At 63.7% G+C, this 19,357-nt stretch carries 16 protein-coding genes; 10 read left to right on the top strand and 6 right to left on the bottom strand.

Going from position 1 to position 19,357, the window contains the following annotated elements; all coding sequences use genetic code 11:
• The first annotated feature begins 66 nt into the window (after positions 1–66).
• Positions 67–1,296, top strand: coding sequence for a YcaO-like family protein (locus SINAR_RS0121990; protein WP_050577532.1), 1,230 nt, complete (start codon positions 67–69; stop codon positions 1,294–1,296).
• A 136-nt stretch (positions 1,297–1,432) separates the two neighbouring features.
• On the top strand, positions 1,433–1,654 hold the full coding sequence (locus SINAR_RS0121985; RefSeq protein WP_028001078.1) for a hypothetical protein: 222 nt from the start codon (positions 1,433–1,435) through the stop codon (positions 1,652–1,654).
• Between the two features lie 149 nt (positions 1,655–1,803).
• Here SINAR_RS0121985 and SINAR_RS0121980 read toward each other — a convergent pair whose 3' ends face one another.
• On the bottom strand, positions 1,804–2,598 hold the full coding sequence (locus tag SINAR_RS0121980) for a DUF1194 domain-containing protein (protein ID WP_028001077.1): 795 nt from the start codon (positions 2,596–2,598) through the stop codon (positions 1,804–1,806).
• A gap of 233 nt (positions 2,599–2,831) precedes the next feature.
• Here SINAR_RS0121980 and SINAR_RS0121975 point away from each other — a divergent pair, with 233 nt between their 5' ends.
• Both SINAR_RS0121975 and SINAR_RS0121970 read left to right on the top strand, forming a co-directional pair.
• Positions 2,832–4,145: a glucoamylase family protein gene (locus tag SINAR_RS0121975; protein WP_028001076.1), complete on the top strand. Its 1,314-nt coding sequence runs from the start codon at positions 2,832–2,834 to the stop codon at positions 4,143–4,145.
• Positions 4,146–4,194: 49 nt separating this feature from the next.
• Complete coding sequence (locus SINAR_RS0121970) at positions 4,195–4,674, top strand: anthrone oxygenase family protein (RefSeq protein WP_028001075.1); 480 nt, start codon at positions 4,195–4,197, stop codon at positions 4,672–4,674.
• Between the two features lie 62 nt (positions 4,675–4,736).
• On the opposite strand, the gene SINAR_RS0121965 is transcribed toward SINAR_RS0121970, so the two are convergent.
• The gene (locus tag SINAR_RS0121965) at positions 4,737–5,528 is read right to left on the bottom strand and encodes a crotonase/enoyl-CoA hydratase family protein (protein ID WP_028001074.1); all 792 of its coding nucleotides are present in this window, start codon (positions 5,526–5,528) and stop codon (positions 4,737–4,739) included.
• An 83-nt stretch (positions 5,529–5,611) separates the two neighbouring features.
• Here SINAR_RS0121965 and SINAR_RS0121960 point away from each other — a divergent pair, with 83 nt between their 5' ends.
• Complete coding sequence (locus tag SINAR_RS0121960) at positions 5,612–6,208, top strand: TetR/AcrR family transcriptional regulator (RefSeq protein ID WP_028001073.1); 597 nt, start codon at positions 5,612–5,614, stop codon at positions 6,206–6,208.
• Complete coding sequence (locus SINAR_RS0121955; protein ID WP_028001072.1) at positions 6,205–6,567, top strand: glyoxalase superfamily protein; 363 nt, start codon at positions 6,205–6,207, stop codon at positions 6,565–6,567. Before SINAR_RS0121960 ends, SINAR_RS0121955 begins: the two co-directional genes overlap by 4 nt.
• Before the next feature lie 168 nt (positions 6,568–6,735).
• On the opposite strand, the gene SINAR_RS0121945 is transcribed toward SINAR_RS0121955, so the two are convergent.
• A complete protein-coding gene (locus SINAR_RS0121945; protein WP_028001071.1) occupies positions 6,736–8,019 on the bottom strand; it encodes a cystathionine gamma-synthase family protein in 1,284 nt (427 codons plus the stop codon).
• 277 nt (positions 8,020–8,296) lie between these two features.
• Here SINAR_RS0121945 and SINAR_RS0121940 point away from each other — a divergent pair, with 277 nt between their 5' ends.
• Positions 8,297–9,976, top strand: coding sequence for an alpha/beta hydrolase (locus tag SINAR_RS0121940; protein ID WP_028001070.1), 1,680 nt, complete (start codon positions 8,297–8,299; stop codon positions 9,974–9,976).
• Positions 9,977–10,033: 57 nt separating this feature from the next.
• Here SINAR_RS0121940 and SINAR_RS0121935 read toward each other — a convergent pair whose 3' ends face one another.
• Positions 10,034–10,879 (bottom strand): LysR family transcriptional regulator, encoded by an 846-nt coding sequence (locus tag SINAR_RS0121935; protein WP_028001069.1) that lies wholly within the window; start codon positions 10,877–10,879, stop codon positions 10,034–10,036.
• 121 nt (positions 10,880–11,000) lie between these two features.
• Between SINAR_RS0121935 and SINAR_RS0121930 the strand changes: the two genes are divergently transcribed.
• The 3 genes from SINAR_RS0121930 (at position 11,001) to SINAR_RS0121920 (ending at position 17,571) form a co-directional block, all read left to right on the top strand.
• Positions 11,001–13,448, top strand: a complete 2,448-nt coding sequence (locus SINAR_RS0121930) for a GcvT family protein (RefSeq protein ID WP_028001068.1) — start codon at positions 11,001–11,003, stop codon at positions 13,446–13,448.
• A complete protein-coding gene (locus tag SINAR_RS0121925) occupies positions 13,445–15,892 on the top strand; it encodes a GcvT family protein (RefSeq protein ID WP_028001067.1) in 2,448 nt (815 codons plus the stop codon). Before SINAR_RS0121930 ends, SINAR_RS0121925 begins: the two co-directional genes overlap by 4 nt.
• Before the next feature lie 134 nt (positions 15,893–16,026).
• Positions 16,027–17,571 carry a trimethylamine methyltransferase family protein gene (locus tag SINAR_RS0121920; RefSeq protein ID WP_028001066.1) on the top strand — a complete coding sequence of 515 codons (1,545 nt, stop codon included), beginning with the start codon at positions 16,027–16,029 and terminating at the stop codon, positions 17,569–17,571.
• A 14-nt stretch (positions 17,572–17,585) separates the two neighbouring features.
• Here SINAR_RS0121920 and SINAR_RS0121915 read toward each other — a convergent pair whose 3' ends face one another.
• Both SINAR_RS0121915 and SINAR_RS0121910 read right to left on the bottom strand, forming a co-directional pair.
• Positions 17,586–18,107 carry a hypothetical protein gene (locus SINAR_RS0121915; RefSeq protein WP_028001065.1) on the bottom strand — a complete coding sequence of 174 codons (522 nt, stop codon included), beginning with the start codon at positions 18,105–18,107 and terminating at the stop codon, positions 17,586–17,588.
• A 114-nt stretch (positions 18,108–18,221) separates the two neighbouring features.
• Complete coding sequence (locus tag SINAR_RS0121910; protein ID WP_028001064.1) at positions 18,222–19,355, bottom strand: ABC transporter substrate-binding protein; 1,134 nt, start codon at positions 19,353–19,355, stop codon at positions 18,222–18,224.
• Positions 19,356–19,357: the final 2 nt, after the last annotated feature.

Genomic DNA, 19,357 nt, shown 5'->3' with positions numbered 1-19,357 from the left:
ATGAACAATGAGGCTGGCAGGTATGGCTCCGGGCGTCGCCGCACCACATCCAGAGGTGCAGATCGCATGCAGCGACCAGGGGTGACCGGTCTAGCCGCCGATTGCCGGGCGGCCTCGCCCGATGAATATTCCGATCGCTTGCTGAGCCCGGAAGAGACCTTCGAACGTGTCCGGCCCCTGCTTTCCGATTTCGGCATAACCCGCATCGCGAGACATACGGGACTCGACAGGATCGGAATCCCGGTCTGGTGCGCCTTCACGCCGAATGCACGATCCATCGTGATTGCGCAGGGCAAAGGGCTGACGGATGCGCAGGCGAAGGTGTCCGCTGTCATGGAGGCGCTGGAGCGCGCCATGGCGGGTCGGCCGGAAGTGGAAACAGTGGTGGGTACGGTCCGCGAGCTGCGCGCGTCCGGGCGGAGAGTGGACCCGCTTCCCGGGCTGATTGCGACCGGACAGCAGGATGTCGGAGCGGATGAAGACATGATATGGGCCGTCGGCTCCGACCTGATCTCCGGCCAGGAGGTGCTCGTACCCCTCGAGGCATCGCTGCTCGACCGGACGCGGCCTTCGCGTTTCTGGATGTCGTCGGATGGGCTCGCGTCGGGAAATGCCGCCGCGGAAGCGATATTGCACGGGCTGCTGGAGCGCATTGAACGCGATGCCCATGTCCTGTGGAGCGTGTCGGGACCAGAGAGCCGTTACCGCAACTGCATCGCTCCCGAGGGTTTCGGCGATGCAGCGCTGAACGGTCTCGTCGAGCGCATCAGGGCTGCCGGACTCGACCTTAGGCTCTTCGACATCACCAGCGACATCGGTATCCCCTGTTTTCTGGCGCTGCTCGGCGCCTCCGATATCGTGGCCAGGAACGATGGGCGCTTCATGGAGGTGACGAGCGGTTGCGGCGCGCATGTCTTTCCCGTCCGGGCGGCGATCCGTGCGGTGACCGAAGCGGCGCAGTCGCGGCTCACCTATATCGGAGGTGCCCGGGACGATGTCTTCCCCGAGACGTTCAGCAGGCCTTTGCCGGAATCGACCCGTCGGGCTTTCCTCGCGGCGCCGCGCCCGAATGCGATCGCAGCGCCGCCTGTGGGCGGCGGCCTCGAAGCGCTGCTGCGCCACACTATCGATCATCTAAGGGGTGCAGGTGTGCAATCTGCAATTGCGCTTCGTCTCTCTGGGGAAGCTCTGCCCTTCTCTGTCGTCAAGGTCTTCGTCCCCGAGCTTGAAAGTCCCGACGGCGAAAGAGCACGTCGATTCGGCCCAAGAGCACTATCCAAAGCGCTCGCATCGTGAGGCGGCGGACCTGTAACGCTTCTGGCGAAATCCGGTGCGTTACTCTACCAATGCGGGTGCAACGCTCGTGCAACGCGCGAAAATGCCGAACTCGTTTATAGTCGCCCTCAGAAAGCATGCGGAATGGGGGTTCAAAATGAGTAATCATCCTTCGTCCCTGACGGACGCCGAACAGGAACTTGCGAGCATTGCCAGAATGCTCAGCCACATTCGTGACAGCGCCCGCGCCTTGGATGCACAGGCCGTCGAATACTGCATCGAGATGGCGCTGCAGGCCGTTGCCAGCGAATTGCGGGATCGGAGGGAGCTGGTGATCGCGGCTGCGGGCCTCGAAGGCAGAACGCACTTGCTGCAGTAGCAGTCGCCGCGGTGGCTTGAGGTCGGCAATGGCGCGTTGCGGGACCACCCACGCGCTTTGCCGCTTTTCCGTCGATCCCGGAGACGCCTCGCCGGGCCTCAATGACGACGCGCCGCAGGTTACCGTGGCGTATCGCGGTTTTCAGCAGCTCAGCGATCCAGTTCCGGGTAGACCCTGTCGAGAAATCCCGGCCGCAGCTTCTCGCCTATCATGCAGTCTGCCGCAGCTTCGCCGGCGACCAGTCGGAGCGCCGGATCCGGGGCAACGCCGCTTACTTCGAGGATGAGCTTCTGGCGGATCGCGATCGCGAAATCTTCGGGCTCGTGCACGGGCAGGACGAAGGAGCCGGGCCCACCGATGACGCATTCCGCGTAATACTGGTCGAGCGGCCCCGTCGAGACCGACGGGCGGATGAGGATTGCAAGTCCGTTGATGATGATCCCGCGCGATACGGCATCGTTGCGGGCGGGAGTGACCGGCGGTCCTGTGTTGTTCGGCCCGTCACCGGAGACGTCGAGGACTCGTCGCCCACCCGAAAAGGCGTTCGATTCGATGAGGCTTGTGCCGAACAGGATTGCATTCGAAATGGAGGTGCCGCGCCGCGTCCCGATCGGCCGCGCCTCCAGCTTGGCGGCGAAGGCTTCGGCATCGGCCGCATTTTCGATCACCTGCCAGTTTACGACGGAGGCCTCGTTTACGAGCCCTGCCCATTCGAAATAGCCGATGGCGATCCGCCCGAGGAGCCCGCCCTGGACCGCGTTGATGAAATCCGGGTGCCGCAGCGCCTGCAGATAGCCGGAGCGCTGCACGCGCGCCTCCTCCATGTCCATCGAGCCGGACATATCGACGGCCAGCAGCAGCTCCACGTCCACGTCCGCGGCCATGGCTGCCGACTGTATCGGGCTGCCGCTCAGAGCCAGGATCAATGCTATCGTGCCTAACATCGCATCAGCCAATCATCGTGGATCACGCGTCGGGCGTTCTGCCCCTCTATCCCGGGCACCGCGATTGCCGTAAAACCGGCCTCGGCCTTCGGGCCGAGGTCATCCGATGAATGTACCACAGGATTGGAAATCGGCGACTGCTGGCGCGACGCGGGCCTACAATATTCGGTGATCGCAGCAAGGGCTGCGCTACCCGCCGCGATGTCGCCAACACCGTCTAAGAATAGACCACTATGTTTCACTCCAGGCGGAACTCGGATATCGCGTGCGTCGACCGGCTGCAGCGCGCGGCGTTCGGCTACTTTCTTCGACACTCCGACACGGCAACCGGTCTGGTGGCCGACACGTCTCGGAAGGGTTCTCCGTCGAGCATCGCCGCCACGGGCTTCGGACTTGCAGCCTATCCGGTCGCGGTCGAGCGCGGCTGGATCGCTCGGACGGAGGCCGCCCGGCGTGTGCTGACCACTCTCGCATTCTTCGCGGCGAGCCGGCAAGAGAGCGACGTGCGGGCAACCGGCTATCGCGGCTTCTATTATCATTTCCTCGATATGCGGTCGGGAGAGCGTGCCTGGCGAAGCGAACTTTCCACGATCGACACTGCGTTGCTCCTGGCCGGTGCCTTGGCCGCGGCGGCCTATTTTTCCGGCTCCGGCGGGCAGGAGAGGGAGATCAGGAGCCTCGCGGCGTTTCTTTACGAGAGGGCAGACTGGAACTGGACGCTCAATGGCGGCGATACCGTTACAATGGGTTGGCGGCCTCCCGGACGCTTCCTGAAGCACCGGTGGCGGGGCTACAGCGAGGCGCTGCTCCTTTATGTCCTGGCACTCGGATCGCCGACAAAACCGATCGTGCCGCAGAACTACGACGCCTATACCGCGGCGCATGAGTGGCTCACGCTCGATGGGGTGACGCATCTCCATGCCGGTGCGCTCTTCGTCCACCTGTTTCCGCAGGCCTGGATCGATCTTCGTGGCGTTCACGACCGGCCGATGCGCGAAAGGGACAGCGACTATTTCGAAAACTCCCGCCGGGCCATCAGGTTGCAGCGCGCCCATGCCGAGGAAAATCCTCATGGCTTCGCCGGTTACTGCAGCGACCTCTGGGGCTTCAGCGCCTGCCACGCGCCGAAAGGCTGGCTCCGGCTCCGCGACGGGCGGCGGCAGAAACTGCTCGGCTACGAGGCACGCGGCGCACCATTCGGCGCAGATGACGGCACGCTCGTCCCGTGGGCGCCGTTGGCCGGTCTGCCTTTCGAGCCGGACGCGTGTCTCGGCAGCCTTTCCCACCTGCTGTCGCATTATCCCGCGCTCGTGAGCGAGGGATGCCTTCCCGGCGGCTTCAATCCCAGCCTGCCGGGCGACGGTGCCGAAGGCTGGGTGGACGACAGAATTGTCGGACTTGACCAAGGCCTCGTGGTCATGATGATCGAGAACTGGAGAAGCGGCCTGGTTTGGGAACTGACGCGCAGCATTGCGGCTTTCCGCCATGGGCTGGGCAAGGCCGGTTTTGCGGGCGGTTGGCTTTCGTCGGCGCTGCCTCAAGTCTGAAACGAGGGAAACGACCCGAAGCGGCTTCGTTCCCGTCTGGAGTGCTGCGATGGTTGCCCTTGTTCCTGCGATGGCTTTTGCCGCCGCGATCGGATCCGGTCTGATGGCCGGGCTCTTCTTCGTTTTCTCGGTCTGCATAATGCAGGCGCTGTCGCGGCTCCCGCCGGATCAGGGGGTCGCCGCGATGAACGCCATCAACGTGGTGATTCAGAATCCGCTGTTCCTCGCCGCCTTCATGGGTACGGCGCTGCTTGGCCTGATCCTCCTCGTCATGGCGTTCATCTGGGGCGGGCAGGGGAGTTATCTGCTGGCAGCCGGCGGGCTCGTCTATCTCCTCGGCACGCTCGCGGTGACGGTCGCGATCAATGTTCCGCTGAACGACGCGCTTGCGGCCGCCCCTGCCGGCCACGCAGCCGCCGAGCTGTGGCAGCAGCGCTACCTGACCGACTGGGTCCGCTGGAACCACGTGCGCACCTTCGCTTCGACAGGCGCGCTCGCCCTTTTCGTTCTCGGCTTCGCGCGGATCTAGAGCACTCCTGGAGAAGTGACGAGCGGTTTTCCGTTCGGAACCGGACTTTTTAAAGAACCGGATCAGCGCCCGGCATAGCGTGGCTCTCGCCGCCCTTTCCAGGCGGCAAGCCCTTCCTTGAGATCATGGCTCGGAACCATCCGTGCGAATTGCTCGCTTTCGCAAAGCAGGCCTTCTCCGATCGCCATGTTGAGACCGCGTGTCACGGCCGTAATGATGGCGGCGGTGGCAAGAGGGGAATGGCGGATGATGCGATCGGCAAGCGCTCGGGCCGAGGCGATCAGTTGCTCATGCGGCACGACGGCATTGACGAGGCCGATGTCCAGCGCGCGCTGGGGCGAGAACGCATCCCCGGTCAGAAGCAGCTCGAGCGCACGCTTTCGCCCTGCCAGGCGAGGCAGTCTCTGCGTCCCGCCGAATGTCGGCGGCATGGCGAGCTTGATTTCCGGTTTGGCAAAGCGCGCCCCCTCGCTCGCGATCGCGAGATGCACCGCTTCGGTCATCTCGCAGCCGCCACCATAGGCGAGGCCGTTGACGGCGGCGATCACAGGCTTCGGAAAGGACTCCAGTCGGTGCGTGAGCTCTTGCCCACGCCGGACGAAGTCGCGGGTGGCAGCGTTCACGCCCTTGGCCACGCTGCCGGAAAATTCGTGAATGTCGCCGCCTGCGGAGAAGGCGCGATCGCCGGCGCCGGTGAGGATGACTGCCTGCACCGTCTCGTCGATCTCGACACGGTCGAGAAGAGCTAAGAGCCGATCGATCAGTTCGTAGTTGAGCGCATTCAGCTTTTCGGGCCGGTTGAGGATCAGGAGGGCGATGCCGCCCGAAATTTCGATAAGAACCGTATCGGACATGAATTGTCTCCCATCGTGTATTGACGAGCGGAGGCTAAGTCGGCGACACAGGAATGTATATTCACTAGTCGGTATACATGGTCATGACGACGGCACCGAACACACGCGAACGCATCGTTTCCGCCGCTTCCAAGCTGTTCTATGCCGAAGGGATCCGCGCCGTCGGCGTGGATGCAGTCGCCGAAGCGGCCGGGGTGACGAAGCGAACGCTCTATTATCACTTCAAAAGCAAGGACGAACTGATTGCCGCCTATCTCCAGGGGCGCGATCAGCCGAACCTCAAGCTCTTCCAGAAATGGTTCAGCGAAACCGAGGGCGACGTGGCACCGAAGGTCGAGGGCATCTTTCTCAATCTTGCCCGCGTCGCCCGACATCCGAAATGGAAGGGCTGCGGCTTCCTGCGCACCTCCGCCGAGCTCGCCAGCATGCCGGGGCACCCGGCGATCCGTATCGGCGCCGCGCATAAGAAAAAATTCGAGGACTGGCTCCGGCAGGCGTTCGAGGCAGAAGGGATCGTAAGGGCTGAAGCGCTCGCGCGGCAGGTCCTGTTGCTCCTCGACGGCAGCTTCGCCGTGGTTTTGCTCCACCGTGATCCGAGCTATATGGAGACGGCGGGGGCGGCCGCAGCCTCGCTCGTCAAGCTGGCGCTATCGGAGCGGAAAATCGGGAGGGTCGAATGACGGTACGGCGCATCGTTCCGAATCTTCAGGTAACCGATCCGCTTCAGGCGCATCGGTTCTATGCGGACCTGCTCGGTCTCGAGGTGGTGATGGATCACGGCTGGATCGTCACATTTGCGGCGGTAGGTCGCTCCGCCATGCCGCAGGTGAGCTTCGCCACCGAAGGCGGGTCCGGAACGCCGGTCCCGGCGCTCTCGATCGAGGTGGATGACGTAGATGCAACCTATCACCGCGCCGAGGCTGCCGGCGTGGAGATCGTCTACGATATCACCGACGAAAGCTGGGGCGTGCGGCGATTCTTTCTGCGCGATCCGTTCGGCAATATCGTCAACGTCCTTTCGCACCGGGAGAGGGCTTGATTCCGGTCGTCTCCGAAAACCAATAGATCGGAACCATAATGAACAGGACGGCGATCGTCGCGCTGAGCACGATGTGGTAGACGCTCCAAACCGGGCGACCTCGGGCCGGGTTTCCGCGGCGGCTGACCGCGGTCAGCGACAACAGGCCCGACGTTTCCAGCAGCGGACTCAGATCATCGTCAGCGCGTTTGCGACGTCGGCGACGAGATCGTCCGGGTGCTCGATGCCGATCGACAGGCGGATCGTGGATTCGAGCACGCCGATGCGGGCGCGCACCTCGATCGGCACGCCGGAATGCGTCATCGCCGCCGGGTGGCTCGCGAGCGATTCCGTGCCTCCGAGGCTGACGGCGAGCTTGAAGATCTGAAGCGCGTTGAGGAACCGGAAGGCCGCCTCCTGGCCGCCGGCGATATCGAAGGAGAAGGTCGATCCCGCGCCGCTGCATTGCGCCGCGAAGACACGGCCGACCGGCGCGTCCGCGTCGTGGAACGGCAGATAATGGATACGCTCGACCTTGGGGTGGTCGCGCAGGAATTCGGCGACGATGCGGGCGTTGTCGTTGGCCTTTTCCATGCGCACCGACAGGGTTTCGAGCGAGCGGCCGATCATCCAGCAGGAATGCGGGTCGAGTTGCGTGCCGATCGAGCCGCGCAGCGCCTTCACCTGTCTGATCAGGGCCTTGGAGCCGAGGACGGCGCCGGCGATCAGGTCGGAATGACCGCCGACATATTTGGTCAGCGAATAAAGAGAAAGATCGGCGCCGTGTTCGATCGGGTGCTGAAAGACAGGGCCGAGCAGCGTGTTGTCGCAGGCGACGACCGGCCGATGCGTCTGTCTCTCCCCGATCCTGTCGGCAACGCGGCGGATCATCGCGACATCGACAAGGCTGTTGGTGGGATTGGCGGGCGTTTCTATGAGGATCACGGAGACCCGTCCCCTGCTCATGGCCTCCTCGGCTGCGGCATTGACGGCCGCTTCATCGATGCCATCGGCAAATCCGACGGCGGAGACGCCCAGATTGAGGAAGGTTTTGGCCAGCAACGTCTCGGTGCCGCCGTAAAGCGGCTGCGAATGCAGGATGGAGTCGCCGGGCCGCACGAAGGCGAGAAGCGTCGTGGCGATCGCCGACATGCCGGAGGAAAAGAGCGCACCGGCCTCCGCCCGTTCGAAGATGGCGAGCCGGTCTTCGACGATTTCGCTGTTCGGGTGGTTGAAGCGGGAATAGACGAGCCCGGCGCCCACGCCGGCGGGCGGCTCGCGCCGGCCGGAGACGAAATCGAAGAAATCGCGGCCTTCCTCGGCGGAATGAAAGACGAAAGTCGAGGTCAGGAACACCGGCGGCTTGACCGCTCCCTCCGAAAGTTCGGGGTCGTAACCATAATTCAGCATCAACGTTTCGGGATGCAGTTTGTGGTTGCCGATATGGGTCTTCGAGGGGTGCGGCGCGGTCATGGTTTTTTCTCCTTGGCGCAGGCAGACTCTATTGCCGGCTTAAATATATCAAACGTCTGCGTCCGGTCCTTGCTATTTGCGATCACTTCGTTTTGATGACTTCAATCTCTCGCCGGTGCAAAGACCCTCGACGGCGCCGCGCATCGTCTCCGACGCGCAAGGCGCGCCGTAGCGCTTTGATCTGCTGCACGTTTTGTCCTTTGCAGCAGGTTCACGGGAATTGACTGCGCGCCGCCGGAAAGCGACATTGCCGCCAGCGCGCGAAGTGGAGTCCGCCATGGAACACGTTCAGCAGACGGACCTGCCCAGACCGATGCACCGCCGCATCTCCCGCTTCCTGCGTTCGTTCTCCACAAGCGGGCTCCTCGTCGGCATTCTGTTCTTTGCGGTATCGCTGACGCCAAGTCTGATACCGCGGCCCTATCTGATTCAGGCCGTGATCTCCGGCTTCTCCCTTGCAGCCGGCTACGCGGCCGGCGTGTTTCTCCGCTGGCTCTGGTCGTTCTTCGAACTCCCCGAGCCGACGGTGCGGCGCGCGCGCACATTGAAGATCGCCGCTGCGATCGTTTCGATAGCGGCCGCTGCCGTGTTCCTGTGGCAGGCGGCGCACTGGCAGAACACCGTTCGCCACATCATGGGCCTCGAACCCATCGAAAGCGCCGAGCCTGTCAGGCTCGGCCTGACAGCCGTCCTCATTTTCATCGCGCTGGTCCTCATGGCGCGGCTGTTCCGGCTGACCTTTCGCGTTCTTTCCCGATGGCTGCAATATTTTCTCACGCGGCCGATCGCCAACGCTCTCGGCGGGCTCGTGGCGCTCGCGCTGTTCTGGTCCGCGGCGAATGGCGTGATCTTCAAGTTCGCGCTTCGTGCTGCGGACAGTTCCTTCCAGCAACTCGATGCACTAATGGATCCCGAGATCGCGCCACCTGCCGAGCCCGCCAGGACGGGAAGCGGTGCGTCGCTGGTACGCTGGGACGAGCTTGGACGGCAGGGGCGGCAGTTCATCGCGTCCGCACCGGCCGGCGCCGACATCGGCGCCTTCTTCGCGGCTGCGGTCCCCGATCCCGTGCGGGTCTATGTCGGGCTGAATTCCGCCGAGACCGCGCGGGAGCGGGCGAAGCTGGCCCTGGAGGAGCTGAAGCGTGCCGGGGGCTTCGAGCGCAAGTCGTTGATTATCGTCGTGCCGACCGGCACCGGCTGGATCGATCCCGCAGCGCTCGACACGGTCGAATATCTGCTTCGCGGGGACGTCGCGAGCGTGGCGGTGCAATATTCCTATCTCACCAGCTGGCTGTCCCTGCTGGTCGAACCGGGCTACGGCGCCGACGCCGCCGATGCCCTCTTCGACGAGGTCTATGGTTACTGGACGACGCTGCCCAAGGACCGGCGCCCGAAGCTCTACCTGCACGGCCTGAGCCTCGGGGCAATGAATTCGCAAGGATCGGTCGATCTCTTCGACGTCATCAGCGATCCCTTCCAGGGCGCGCTTTGGAGCGGCCCCCCGTTTCCCAGCGCCCTCTGGCGTTCGGTGACGGCCGACCGCATCGCCGGCTCGACCGCCTGGCTGCCGCGCTATCGCGACAGCTCCGCCATCCGCTTCACCAGCCAGGAAAATGCGCTCGACATTCCCGGCGCGCATTGGGGCGCGATGCGGATCGTCTATCTGCAATATGCCAGCGACCCGGTAACCTTTTTCGACCCTCATGCTTTCTATCGGGAGCCGGACTGGATGAAGCCCCCGCGTGGGCCGGACGTTTCGCCGGCGCTGAGCTGGTTTCCCGTGGTCACCGGGCTGCAGCTGCTTGCCGACATGGCGTTGGCGACGACCTCGCCGATGGGCTACGGCCATGTCTACGCGCCGGAACATTACATCGACGCCTGGATGGCGGTCACCGATCCGCCAGGGATTACGGCAGAGGACATCAAACGGTTGAAGGCGCAATTCTCCGGCCGGTGAGGTTGCGCCAGCCCCTCTCTGCTCCTCCCCGTTGCCAAAAAGGGTTCGTCCAGGGACTTACAAGCCGACCAGCAGTCCCTCCATTGCGCCGATTATCTTGCGATGCTGATGGGCATGGCGGGTGCGCAGACTCGTTGCCGCATAGACGGTCTGCGGAATGACCGGCGCATCGGTCACGACCGCGACGCGGTCGCAGAGCCGATCGGCGGTCGCCCGCGTCACGTAGGCTGCGCCGCCGAGCGTGCGCAACAGGTCCGTGACGGCCATGTTCTGGCCGGCGGCGAGCGATGTGCCCGAAAGGTGCGGTAGCGCCAGCCGGTGGGCGCGGTCGAAGGCGGGAGAGTAGCTTGAACGGATATAGGTTTCGGGCTTGACCCCGGCCATGTCGCGAGCATCGGTGCTGACCAGCACGTAATGCAGTTCGCCGATCCGTTCATAATGAAGATCGGGCAGGAAGTGTGGCGTATAGAGGACCGCAAGGTCGAGTTCCCCGGCGGCGAGATCGCGATTCATCTGGTTCGAGTAGTCCGCCTCCATATAGATCTCGGTGGTCGGCAGGTCGCGGCGGATCGCCGCCACCCAGCGGCCGGCAATGGTCTCCGCCAGGTCGTGCTGAATTCCGAGCCGCATCGAGCGCTCCAGAGCACCTGCGCTCGCTACTGCGCGGGTCGCTTCATGCCACTGATTTTGAAGAGCTTTCGCATAATCGAGAAAGCGCAGTCCCGCGGCGGTCGGCAGGGTTCCGCCCTTGTTGCGGGTGAACAGCTTCCGGCCGAACTGCGTCTCCAGGGCCTTCACCCGATGGGAAACCGTGGATTGCGTGATGTTGAGGCGCTCCGCCGTTCGGTTGAAGCTGCGCGTTTCCATCAGGTCCAGAAAGGTCTCGATCAGATCAACCTGCATTTGTGCGACTCCTTGCCCCCGAGGGAAATCTAATCGAATTACTCGATTAATAAAGCCGCATCGCGGCGCTTGATGGGATTCGGCTTCCTCGTCAAAAATCGACGTAAAAGAGGGAGTCAGCATGTCGAGTTTGCCGTCTCACGCACGTGTCGTGATCATTGGCGGGGGAGCCGTCGGCGCCTCCTCGCTCTACCATCTTGCCAAGGCCGGCTGGACCGATTGCGTGCTTCTTGAAAAGAACGAGCTCACGGCCGGCTCAACCTGGCACGCAGCCGGCAACGTACCGACCTTTTCCTCTTCCTGGTCGATCATGAACATGCAGCGCTATTCGGCTTCGCTCTATCGCGACCTGGGCGCGCTCGTCGATTACCCGATGAATTATCATGTGACGGGATCCATCCGCCTCGGCCATTCGAAGGAGCGGCTGCAGGAGTTCAAGCGCGTCGTCGGCATGGGCCGCTACCAGGGCATGGACCTCGATATTCTGACGCCGGAGGAAATGCGCAGCCGCTATCCCTTCCTCGAAACGCATGAGCTGACGGGCGCGCTTTACGATCCCTATGACGGCGACATCGATCCGGCGCAGCTGACCCAGGCGCTCGCCAAGGGCGCCCGCGACTTAGGCGCGAAGATCATCCGCTTCTGTCCCGTGAGCGGTGCCCGGCGCGAGAAGGACGAATGGGTGGTCGAGACGGCGCAGGGGGAAATCCGCTGCGAATACGTCGTCAACGCCGCTGGCTACTACGCCCGCGAAGTCGGCAAGATGTTCGGCCGCGACGTGCCGATGATGGTGATGAGCCATCAGTATATTCTTTTCGACGAGATCCCGGAGCTTGCCGCCTGGTCGAAGGAGGCCGGGCATAAGCTGCCGCTCCTTCGCGACGTCGACTCCTCCTATTATCTCCGGCAGGAGAAATACGGCATGAATCTCGGGCCATACGAGAAGAACTGCCGCGCTCACTGGGCAACGCCGGATGACCCTATGCCGGAGGACTTCTCTTTCCAGCTCTTCCCGGACGACCTCGAAAGACTGGAATGGTATCTGAACGATGCGGTCGAGCGCGTGCCGATCCTGGGAACGGCAGGTCTTTCGCGCGTCATCAACGGACCGATCCCCTATGCGCCTGACGGCAATCCGCTGATCGGGCCCATGCCCGGCGTGCCGAACGCCTTCGAGGCCTGCGTCTTCACCTTCGGCATCTGCCAGGCCGGCGGGGCGGGCAAGGTGCTCGCCGAATGGATAACCCAGGGCCGGACCGAATGGGACATGTGGTCCTGCGACCCGCGCCGCTACACCGACTATACCGACCAGGACTATTGCATCGCCAAGGGCATGGAGATCTACGGCCACGAATATGCGATGCATTTCCCGAAGCACTACTGGCCGGCCGGGCGCGGCAGGAAGCTCTCGCCGATCCATGATCGCATTGCGGCGCTCGGCGCGCAGTTCAAGCCCTATAACGGCTGGGAACGCGCCATGTGGTACGCGAAACCAGGCGACGACACGTCAGAGGAGTCGACGCAGACCTGGGGCAGGGAAGGCCCTTGGGCGAAGCGGATCGAGGAGGAGTGTCTCGCCGTGCGCGATGCTGCCGGCATTCTGGACCTGCCGGGCTTTTCGCGCTTCCGGCTGAAGGGGGAGGGCGCGCGCGAGTGGCTCTCCGGCCTCATCACCGGCCGCGTACCGAAACCCGGCCGCATCGGGCTCGCCTATTTCGCCGACGACAAGGGCCGCATCCTCACCGAAATGTCTGTTATGGCGATCGAGGAGGATTTCTTCTTCCTGATCACCGCGGCGACGGCGCAGTGGCATGATTTCGAGTGGCTGCAGAAGCATCGCCCGGCGGACGCCACCTTCGCCCTGGATGACGTGACGGCCAATTTCTCATGCCAGATCCTGACGGGGCCGAAATCGCGCGCGATCCTGGCCCGGATTTCGGATGCCGACCTTTCAAAGGGCTGGCTGACGCATCAGACGACGCAGATTGCCGGCCGCTATTGCCAGCTCGTGCGGGTCTCCTTCGCCGGCGAGCTCGGCTGGGAAATCCACACCAAGGTGGAGGATACCGCCGCGATCTTCGATGCCGTCTGGGAAGCCGGGCAGCAGCATGGCCTCAAGCCTTTCGGCATGGAAGCGCTGGACAGTCTGCGCATCGAGAAGGGCTACCGCGCCTGGAAGGGCGATCTTTCGACGGATTACACGATCCTGCAGGGCGGCCTGGAACGCTTCGTCGACTGGGCGAAGCCGGGCTTTACGGGCAAGGCGGCGCTGGAGCGCGAGAAGCAACAAGGGCTTGCAAAACGCTTCGTGACACTGACGGTCGAGGCTGGCGAGTGCGACGCGCCCTATATGTCGACACTCTGGTCGAATGGGGAGGTCGTCGGCGAGACGACGTCCGGAAACTGGGGCTACCGCACCGGCAAGTCGATCGCACTCGGCATGCTGCGCGCCGATCTGGCCGTGCCTGGACAGGAGGTCGAAGTCGAGATTTTCGGCGACCGCTTCAAGGCCATCGTCCAGCCGGACCAGCCGCTCTGGGACCCCTCCAATGAAAGACTGAAGGCATGACGAAGCCCATTCCCGCAAAAGCGCGTGTGGTGATTATCGGTGGTGGCGTTTCCGGCTGCTCGGTCGCCTATCACCTGGCGAAGCTCGGCTGGACCGATGTGGTGCTGCTCGAGCGCAAGCAATTGACCTGCGGCACCACCTGGCATGCGGCCGGCCTCATCGGTCAGCTGCGCGCTTCGCAGAACATGACGCGCCTCGCGAAATACTCCGCCGATCTTTACGTGAAGCTCGAGGCGGAAACCGGTATTGCGACGGGCATGCGCCAGAACGGCTCGATCACCGTGGCGCTGACGGAAGAGCGCAGGGAAGAGATCTACCGGCAGGCTTCGCTGGCGCGCGCTTTCAATGTGGATGTGCGCGAGGTCACGCCCGACGAGGTCCGGGAGCTTTATCCTCACCTCAACGTTTCCGACGTGAAGGCGGCGGTACACCTGCCGCTCGACGGTCAATGCGACCCGGCCAATATCGCCATGGCGCTTGCCAAGGGTGCGCGGCAGAACGGCGCCTCGGTCATCGAGGGCGTGAAAGTCACCTCGGTCCTGAAGAAGGACGGCTGTGTCGCCGGCGTCACCTGCGAGCAGAACGGCGAGAGCTTCACGATCGAGACGGAAAATGTCGTCAACTGCGCCGGCATGTGGGGCAGGGAGCTTGCCCGGCAATCAGGCGTCACGGTGCCGCTGCACGCCTGCGAGCACTTCTATATCGTCACCGAAGCCATACCTGATCTCAGCCGCCTGCCGGTGCTGCGCGTGCCGGACGAGTGCACCTATTACAAGGAAGATGCCGGCAAGATGCTGATCGGCGCCTTCGAGCTCAAGGCGAAGCCCTGGGGCATGGAAGGCATCCGCGAGGATTTCTGTTTCGACCAGTTGCCGGAGGACTTCGACCATTTCGCCCCGATCCTCGAAATGGCGGTCAACCGCATGCCGATGCTTGAGACGGCGGGCATCCACACCTTCTTCAACGGCCCGGAAAGCTTCACGCCCGACGACCGCTACTATCTCGGCGAGGCGCCGGAGCTCAAAGGCTATTGGGTGGCAGCCGGCTACAATTCGATCGGGATCGTCTCCTCGGGGGGCGCCGGCATGGCTCTGGCGCAGTGGATGAACGACGGCGAACCGCCCTTCGACCTCTGGGAGGTCGATATCCGCCGGGCGCAGCCCTTCCAGAAGAACCGTTCCTACCTGAAGGAACGGGTCAGCGAGACGCTGGGCCTGCTTTACGCGGATCATTTCCCCTATCGCCAGATGGCGACCGCCCGCGGCGTTCGCCGCTCGCCTGTCCACGAACATCTGAAGGCGTGCGGAGCCGTTTTCGGTGAGGTTGCAGGATGGGAGCGGGCAAACTGGTTCGCAAGGGATGGCCAGGAGCGCGAGTACCGCTATTCGTGGAAACGGCAGAACTGGTTCGAAAACCAGCGGGAGGAGCATCTCGCCGTCCGCAATGGGGTCGGCCTTTTCGACATGACCTCCTTCGGGAAGATCCGCGTCGAAGGGCGCGATGCGCTCCCCTTCCTGCAGCGGCTTTGCGCCAACGACATGAATGTCGAGCCCGGCCGTGTCGTCTATACGCAGATGCTTAACCCCCGGGGCGGCATCGAGAGCGACCTGACCGTCACGCGGCTTTCGCAGACGGCATTCTTTCTCGTCGTTCCGGGCGCAACCCTCCAACGGGATCTCGCCTGGCTGCGAAAGCATGTGCGCGACGAGTTCGTGGTGATCACCGACGTCACCGCTGCCGAAAGCGTACTCTGCGTGATGGGCCCGAGGGCGCGCGAGCTCATGCAGAAGGTGAGCCCGAACGATTTCTCCAACGAGGCGCACCCCTTCGCCACCGCTCGCGAAATCGAGATCGGCATGGGCCTCGCTCGCGCCCACCGCGTCACCTATGTCGGCGAACTCGGATGGGAGCTTTACGTCTCCACCGACCAGGCGGCGCATGTGTTCGAGACGCTGGACCTGGCGGGAGCCGAGGTCGGGCTGAAGCTTTGCGGTCTCCACTCCCTGGACAGTTGCCGTATCGAAAAGGCGTTCCGGCATTTCGGCCACGACATCACCGACGAGGACCATGTGCTGGAAGCGGGGCTTGGCTTTGCGGTGAAGCCCGGCAAGGGCGAGTTCATCGGACGTGAGGCCGTGCTTGCGAAGCGTGACCACGGGCTTTCGCGCCGGCTGGTGCAGTTCCGGCTTTGCGATCCGGAGCCGCTGCTTTTCCATAACGAGGCAATCGTCCGCGACGGCGAAATCGTCGGCACGATCACTTCGGGTAATTACGGCCACAACCTGGGTGGCGCGATCGGGCTCGGCTATGTGGCCTGCCATGGTGAAAGCGAGGCCGACGTGCTGGCTTCGGCTTACGAGATCGAAGTCGCCGGAACGCGGGTCAAGGCCGAGGCATCGCTGAAGCCGATGTACGATCCGAAGGCGGAGCGGGTGCGGATGTAGGCGCGGTCCAAATCAGGCAGACCACGAAAAGCGATGGCCCTCATCCGCCTTCGGCGCCTTCTCCCTTTTTGACGGGGAGAAGCCAGGGTGAGGGCAAAGAACAAGACGGCGGCAGCGCCATTGGGAGATGAATGATGGCTGAGGAATGCGCAGTTGCGGTTTCGAGACGCTCCGGCGGACGGGCGGCGCGCGTTGCGCTTCGCTCGGCGCCTCTGGCGGAAAACATCCGCCCCGTCCGTCCGGGCCTTTCCGGCGGGCAGTACAAGCCGCTGACGGATGCAGACGTCACACGCATTCACGGAGCGGCGCTCGATGCGTTGGAACAGATCGGGCTCGCCAATGCGCCGAAATCCGGCGTCGAGATCATGACCGGCGCCGGGGCCATCCTCGGTGAGGACGGGCGCCTCAGGTTCCCGCGCGCACTGGTCGAGGATATGCTCGCCATCGCCGCGCGCGACATCACGCTTTACGCGCGTGATCCGAAACAGGACCTCGAGCTGACCGGCACGCGCGTCTATTACGGCACTGCGGGAGCGGCGGTGCACGTGGTCGACGTCGAGAAGCGCGAATACCGCGAATCGACCGCCAAGGACCTCCTGAACGCGGCGCAGCTCGTCCACCACCTGGACAATGTCCATTTCTTCCAGCGGGCCATGGTCTGCCGGGATGTCGCGGACAATTTCCTGATGGACATCAACACGCTCTATGCCTGCTGCGCCGGAACGACGAAGCATGTCGGCACGAGCTTCTCCGATCCGTCGCATGTGGAGGGCTGCTTTGATCTCATCCACATGATCGCGGACGGCGAGGACAAGTGGCGGGCGCGTCCCTTCGTTTCGAACTCGAACTGCTTCGTCGTGCCGCCGATGAAATTCGCCGAGGAAAGCTGCATTACCATGGAGAAGTGCATCCGCGGCGGCATGCCGGTCCTGCTGCTTTCCGCCGGACAGGCGGGGGCGACTGCCCCGGCGCCGCTCGCGACCGCCATCGTGCAGGCGGTCGCCGAGTGTCTTGCCGGCGTCGTCTACGTCAATGCGCTTTCGCCCGGTCACCCGGCCGTTTTCGGCACTTGGCCGTTCGTCTCCGATCTGAGGACGGGCGCTATGTCCGGCGGCTCCGGAGAGCAGGCGCTGCTGACGGCCGGTTGCGCGCAGATGCACCAGTTCTACCGTCTGCCGGGCGGCGCTGCCGCGGGTATCGCGGACGCGAAGCTTCCGGACATGCAGGCCGGCTGGGAGCAGGCGATTTCCAACGTGATGGCAGGGCTTTCGGGGCTCAACATGGTCTACGAGGCCGTCGGCATGCATGCCTCCCTGCTCGGCTTCTGCATGGAATCGCTGGTGCTTGGAGACGACATGCTGGGCCAGGTGCAGCGCTGCATCCGCGGCATCGATGTCACCGAGGATTCGGTTTCGCTCGAAACCATGCGCTCGGTCTGCCTCGACGGTCCAGGCCACTATCTCGGCCATCCCCAGACGCTCGGGCTGATGCAGACGGAATATATCTATCCGGCGGTCGCCGATAGAACGAGCCCCAAGGAATGGGTCGAGATCGGCCGGCCGGATCTCGTGGCGCGTGCGATCGAGAGGAAAAACCGCATTCTCGCCGACGCAGCTCCGTCGCTGATCGCGGCGGAGGTCGACCGGGCGATACGGAAGCGGTTCGGGATTTTTTGCTGAGGCCGTCGGCTCGGTCAGCGCCGAGCCGACCCTTTGACCTCGCTCACCCTGTAACTCCATTTCGGCGCGGTCGGTGCTTCATCTGGTCTGAAGGGAAAGGTGAGGACGGTCTCGAAGGGGCGGCTTTGGCCGCCCGGCACCCTGAGAAGGATGAGCGCGGTGTCGTCGCCGATGCGTCTGCAGGCACCTTGCGGGCAATCCTCGAGCGTCACGGTGAGCCGGAAATATTCGAGCGTCGCCTCCGCTGCATTGGCGGCGGTGCCGCGAACGCGATAGGTGCGCTCGGACTGGTTGGGCTCGAACGTCATGTCCTGGAGCATGACGTCGGCGACGGTCAGCCCGCTGGCGGATTGGCTTGGAGCAGGCGCCGGCACGTCCTCGGGCGTAGTCTCGTTCAGCCAGACGAGGAAAGCGGCGCTGAGGCCGAGCGCGACCGCAATCGACAGAACCGGCTCGATCCAGCTTCGGAAGCGGCCGTATCGAGCCGCGAGATACACGATCGCCAAGCCCAACGGTAACGCAATCAACCACGCCATGAAGATTCTCCTGCGAGAACCTTATATAGGGCGGCGCGGCGCTGGCAATCGGTCCCATCTGCCTCGATGATGGTACACTTCTGCGTTGCCGTGGTCGCAATGTTCAGCCGGCGCTCATTTCTTCAAGCTTATCCAGTAGGAACCTTCGAAAGGCACCGCCGCGAAACGCCGGTTGATCTCGGTGAGCGTGGCGGCCGGATCGACATCGGGAAAGAGATCGGGGCGCAGCCACGAAGCGAAGGCCTCCGCCGCGACGATGTTCAGCGGGATGGCGTTGAAGAAGTTCCACAGGCCGTGCACGCGCCCGTTGCGCACCGCCGCGATGCTTGCCATCACCGGCTTGCCCACGGATTCGGCCAGGGTCGTTTCCGCCTCTTCGGCCGTGACGCCGGGGCCGATCGAGAAGCCGCTATACTTGCCGCCGGGCGAAGAGGTGGCGATATAGACATCCGGATTCTCGGCCATCACCGCTTCCGCATTCATCATGCCGCCCGGACGCGGCAATGCGCCCTCGGCTATGTTGCGGCTCCCGGTGATGGCGATGAACTCGCCGAGGCCGCCGACGCCATAGGCCCAGCAGCAACGGTCGGGCGCGGGGAACGCTTCCATGAGAACTTTCGGTCCCGGCCCGGAACTCCTGGCAACGCGCTCGCGAATGCGGGCAAGACGCTCCTCGTAGAAACGGGCGAAGTCTTCCGCCTGTTCTTCTCTCTCGAGGACCCTGCCGAGGAGGCGCATGTTGTCCGGTGTGTTTTTCAGCGCTTCATTGTTGAAATCGACGACGATGACCGGCACGCCGGTGCTTTCGAGATATTCCATCGCGCGCTGGCCCGCCTCCGTATCCGCCTGCCAGTTGGCGAGAACGGCAAGATCGGCCTTGAGCGTCAGGATGGTCTCGAAGGAAAGCCCGGGTCCGCTGCCGTCGTCGATCAGCGGCACTTCGGCGAGCTTCGGAAACTTGCGAAGGAAGCTTTCGTAGATTTCCGGATTGTCGCCCTTCATGTCGCCGGACCACCCGGCGAGGAGGCTTACCGGGTCCGGATGAATGAGCGAAAGGGCGACGAGATTGAAGCCGGTGCCGAGCAGTAGCGCTTTGGGCGGTGCGGGTACCGTAACCTGTCGTCCGACTGCGTCGGTGACCGTCATCGGCCATTGTGCCTGCGCCAGCGCGCAGAGCGGCGAGAGGGCGAAGCACAGGAATGCGAGGGCCTGAACGAGGCGCCGGCGCCAGGGGAGCAGAAGAGACAATG

The organism is Sinorhizobium arboris LMG 14919 (genome assembly GCF_000427465.1).
GTDB classification, from domain to species: Bacteria; Pseudomonadota; Alphaproteobacteria; order Rhizobiales; family Rhizobiaceae; genus Sinorhizobium; species Sinorhizobium arboris.
Note: the sequence above shows the minus strand (reverse complement) of the source record. Positions and strands in the feature narration are given on the sequence as shown.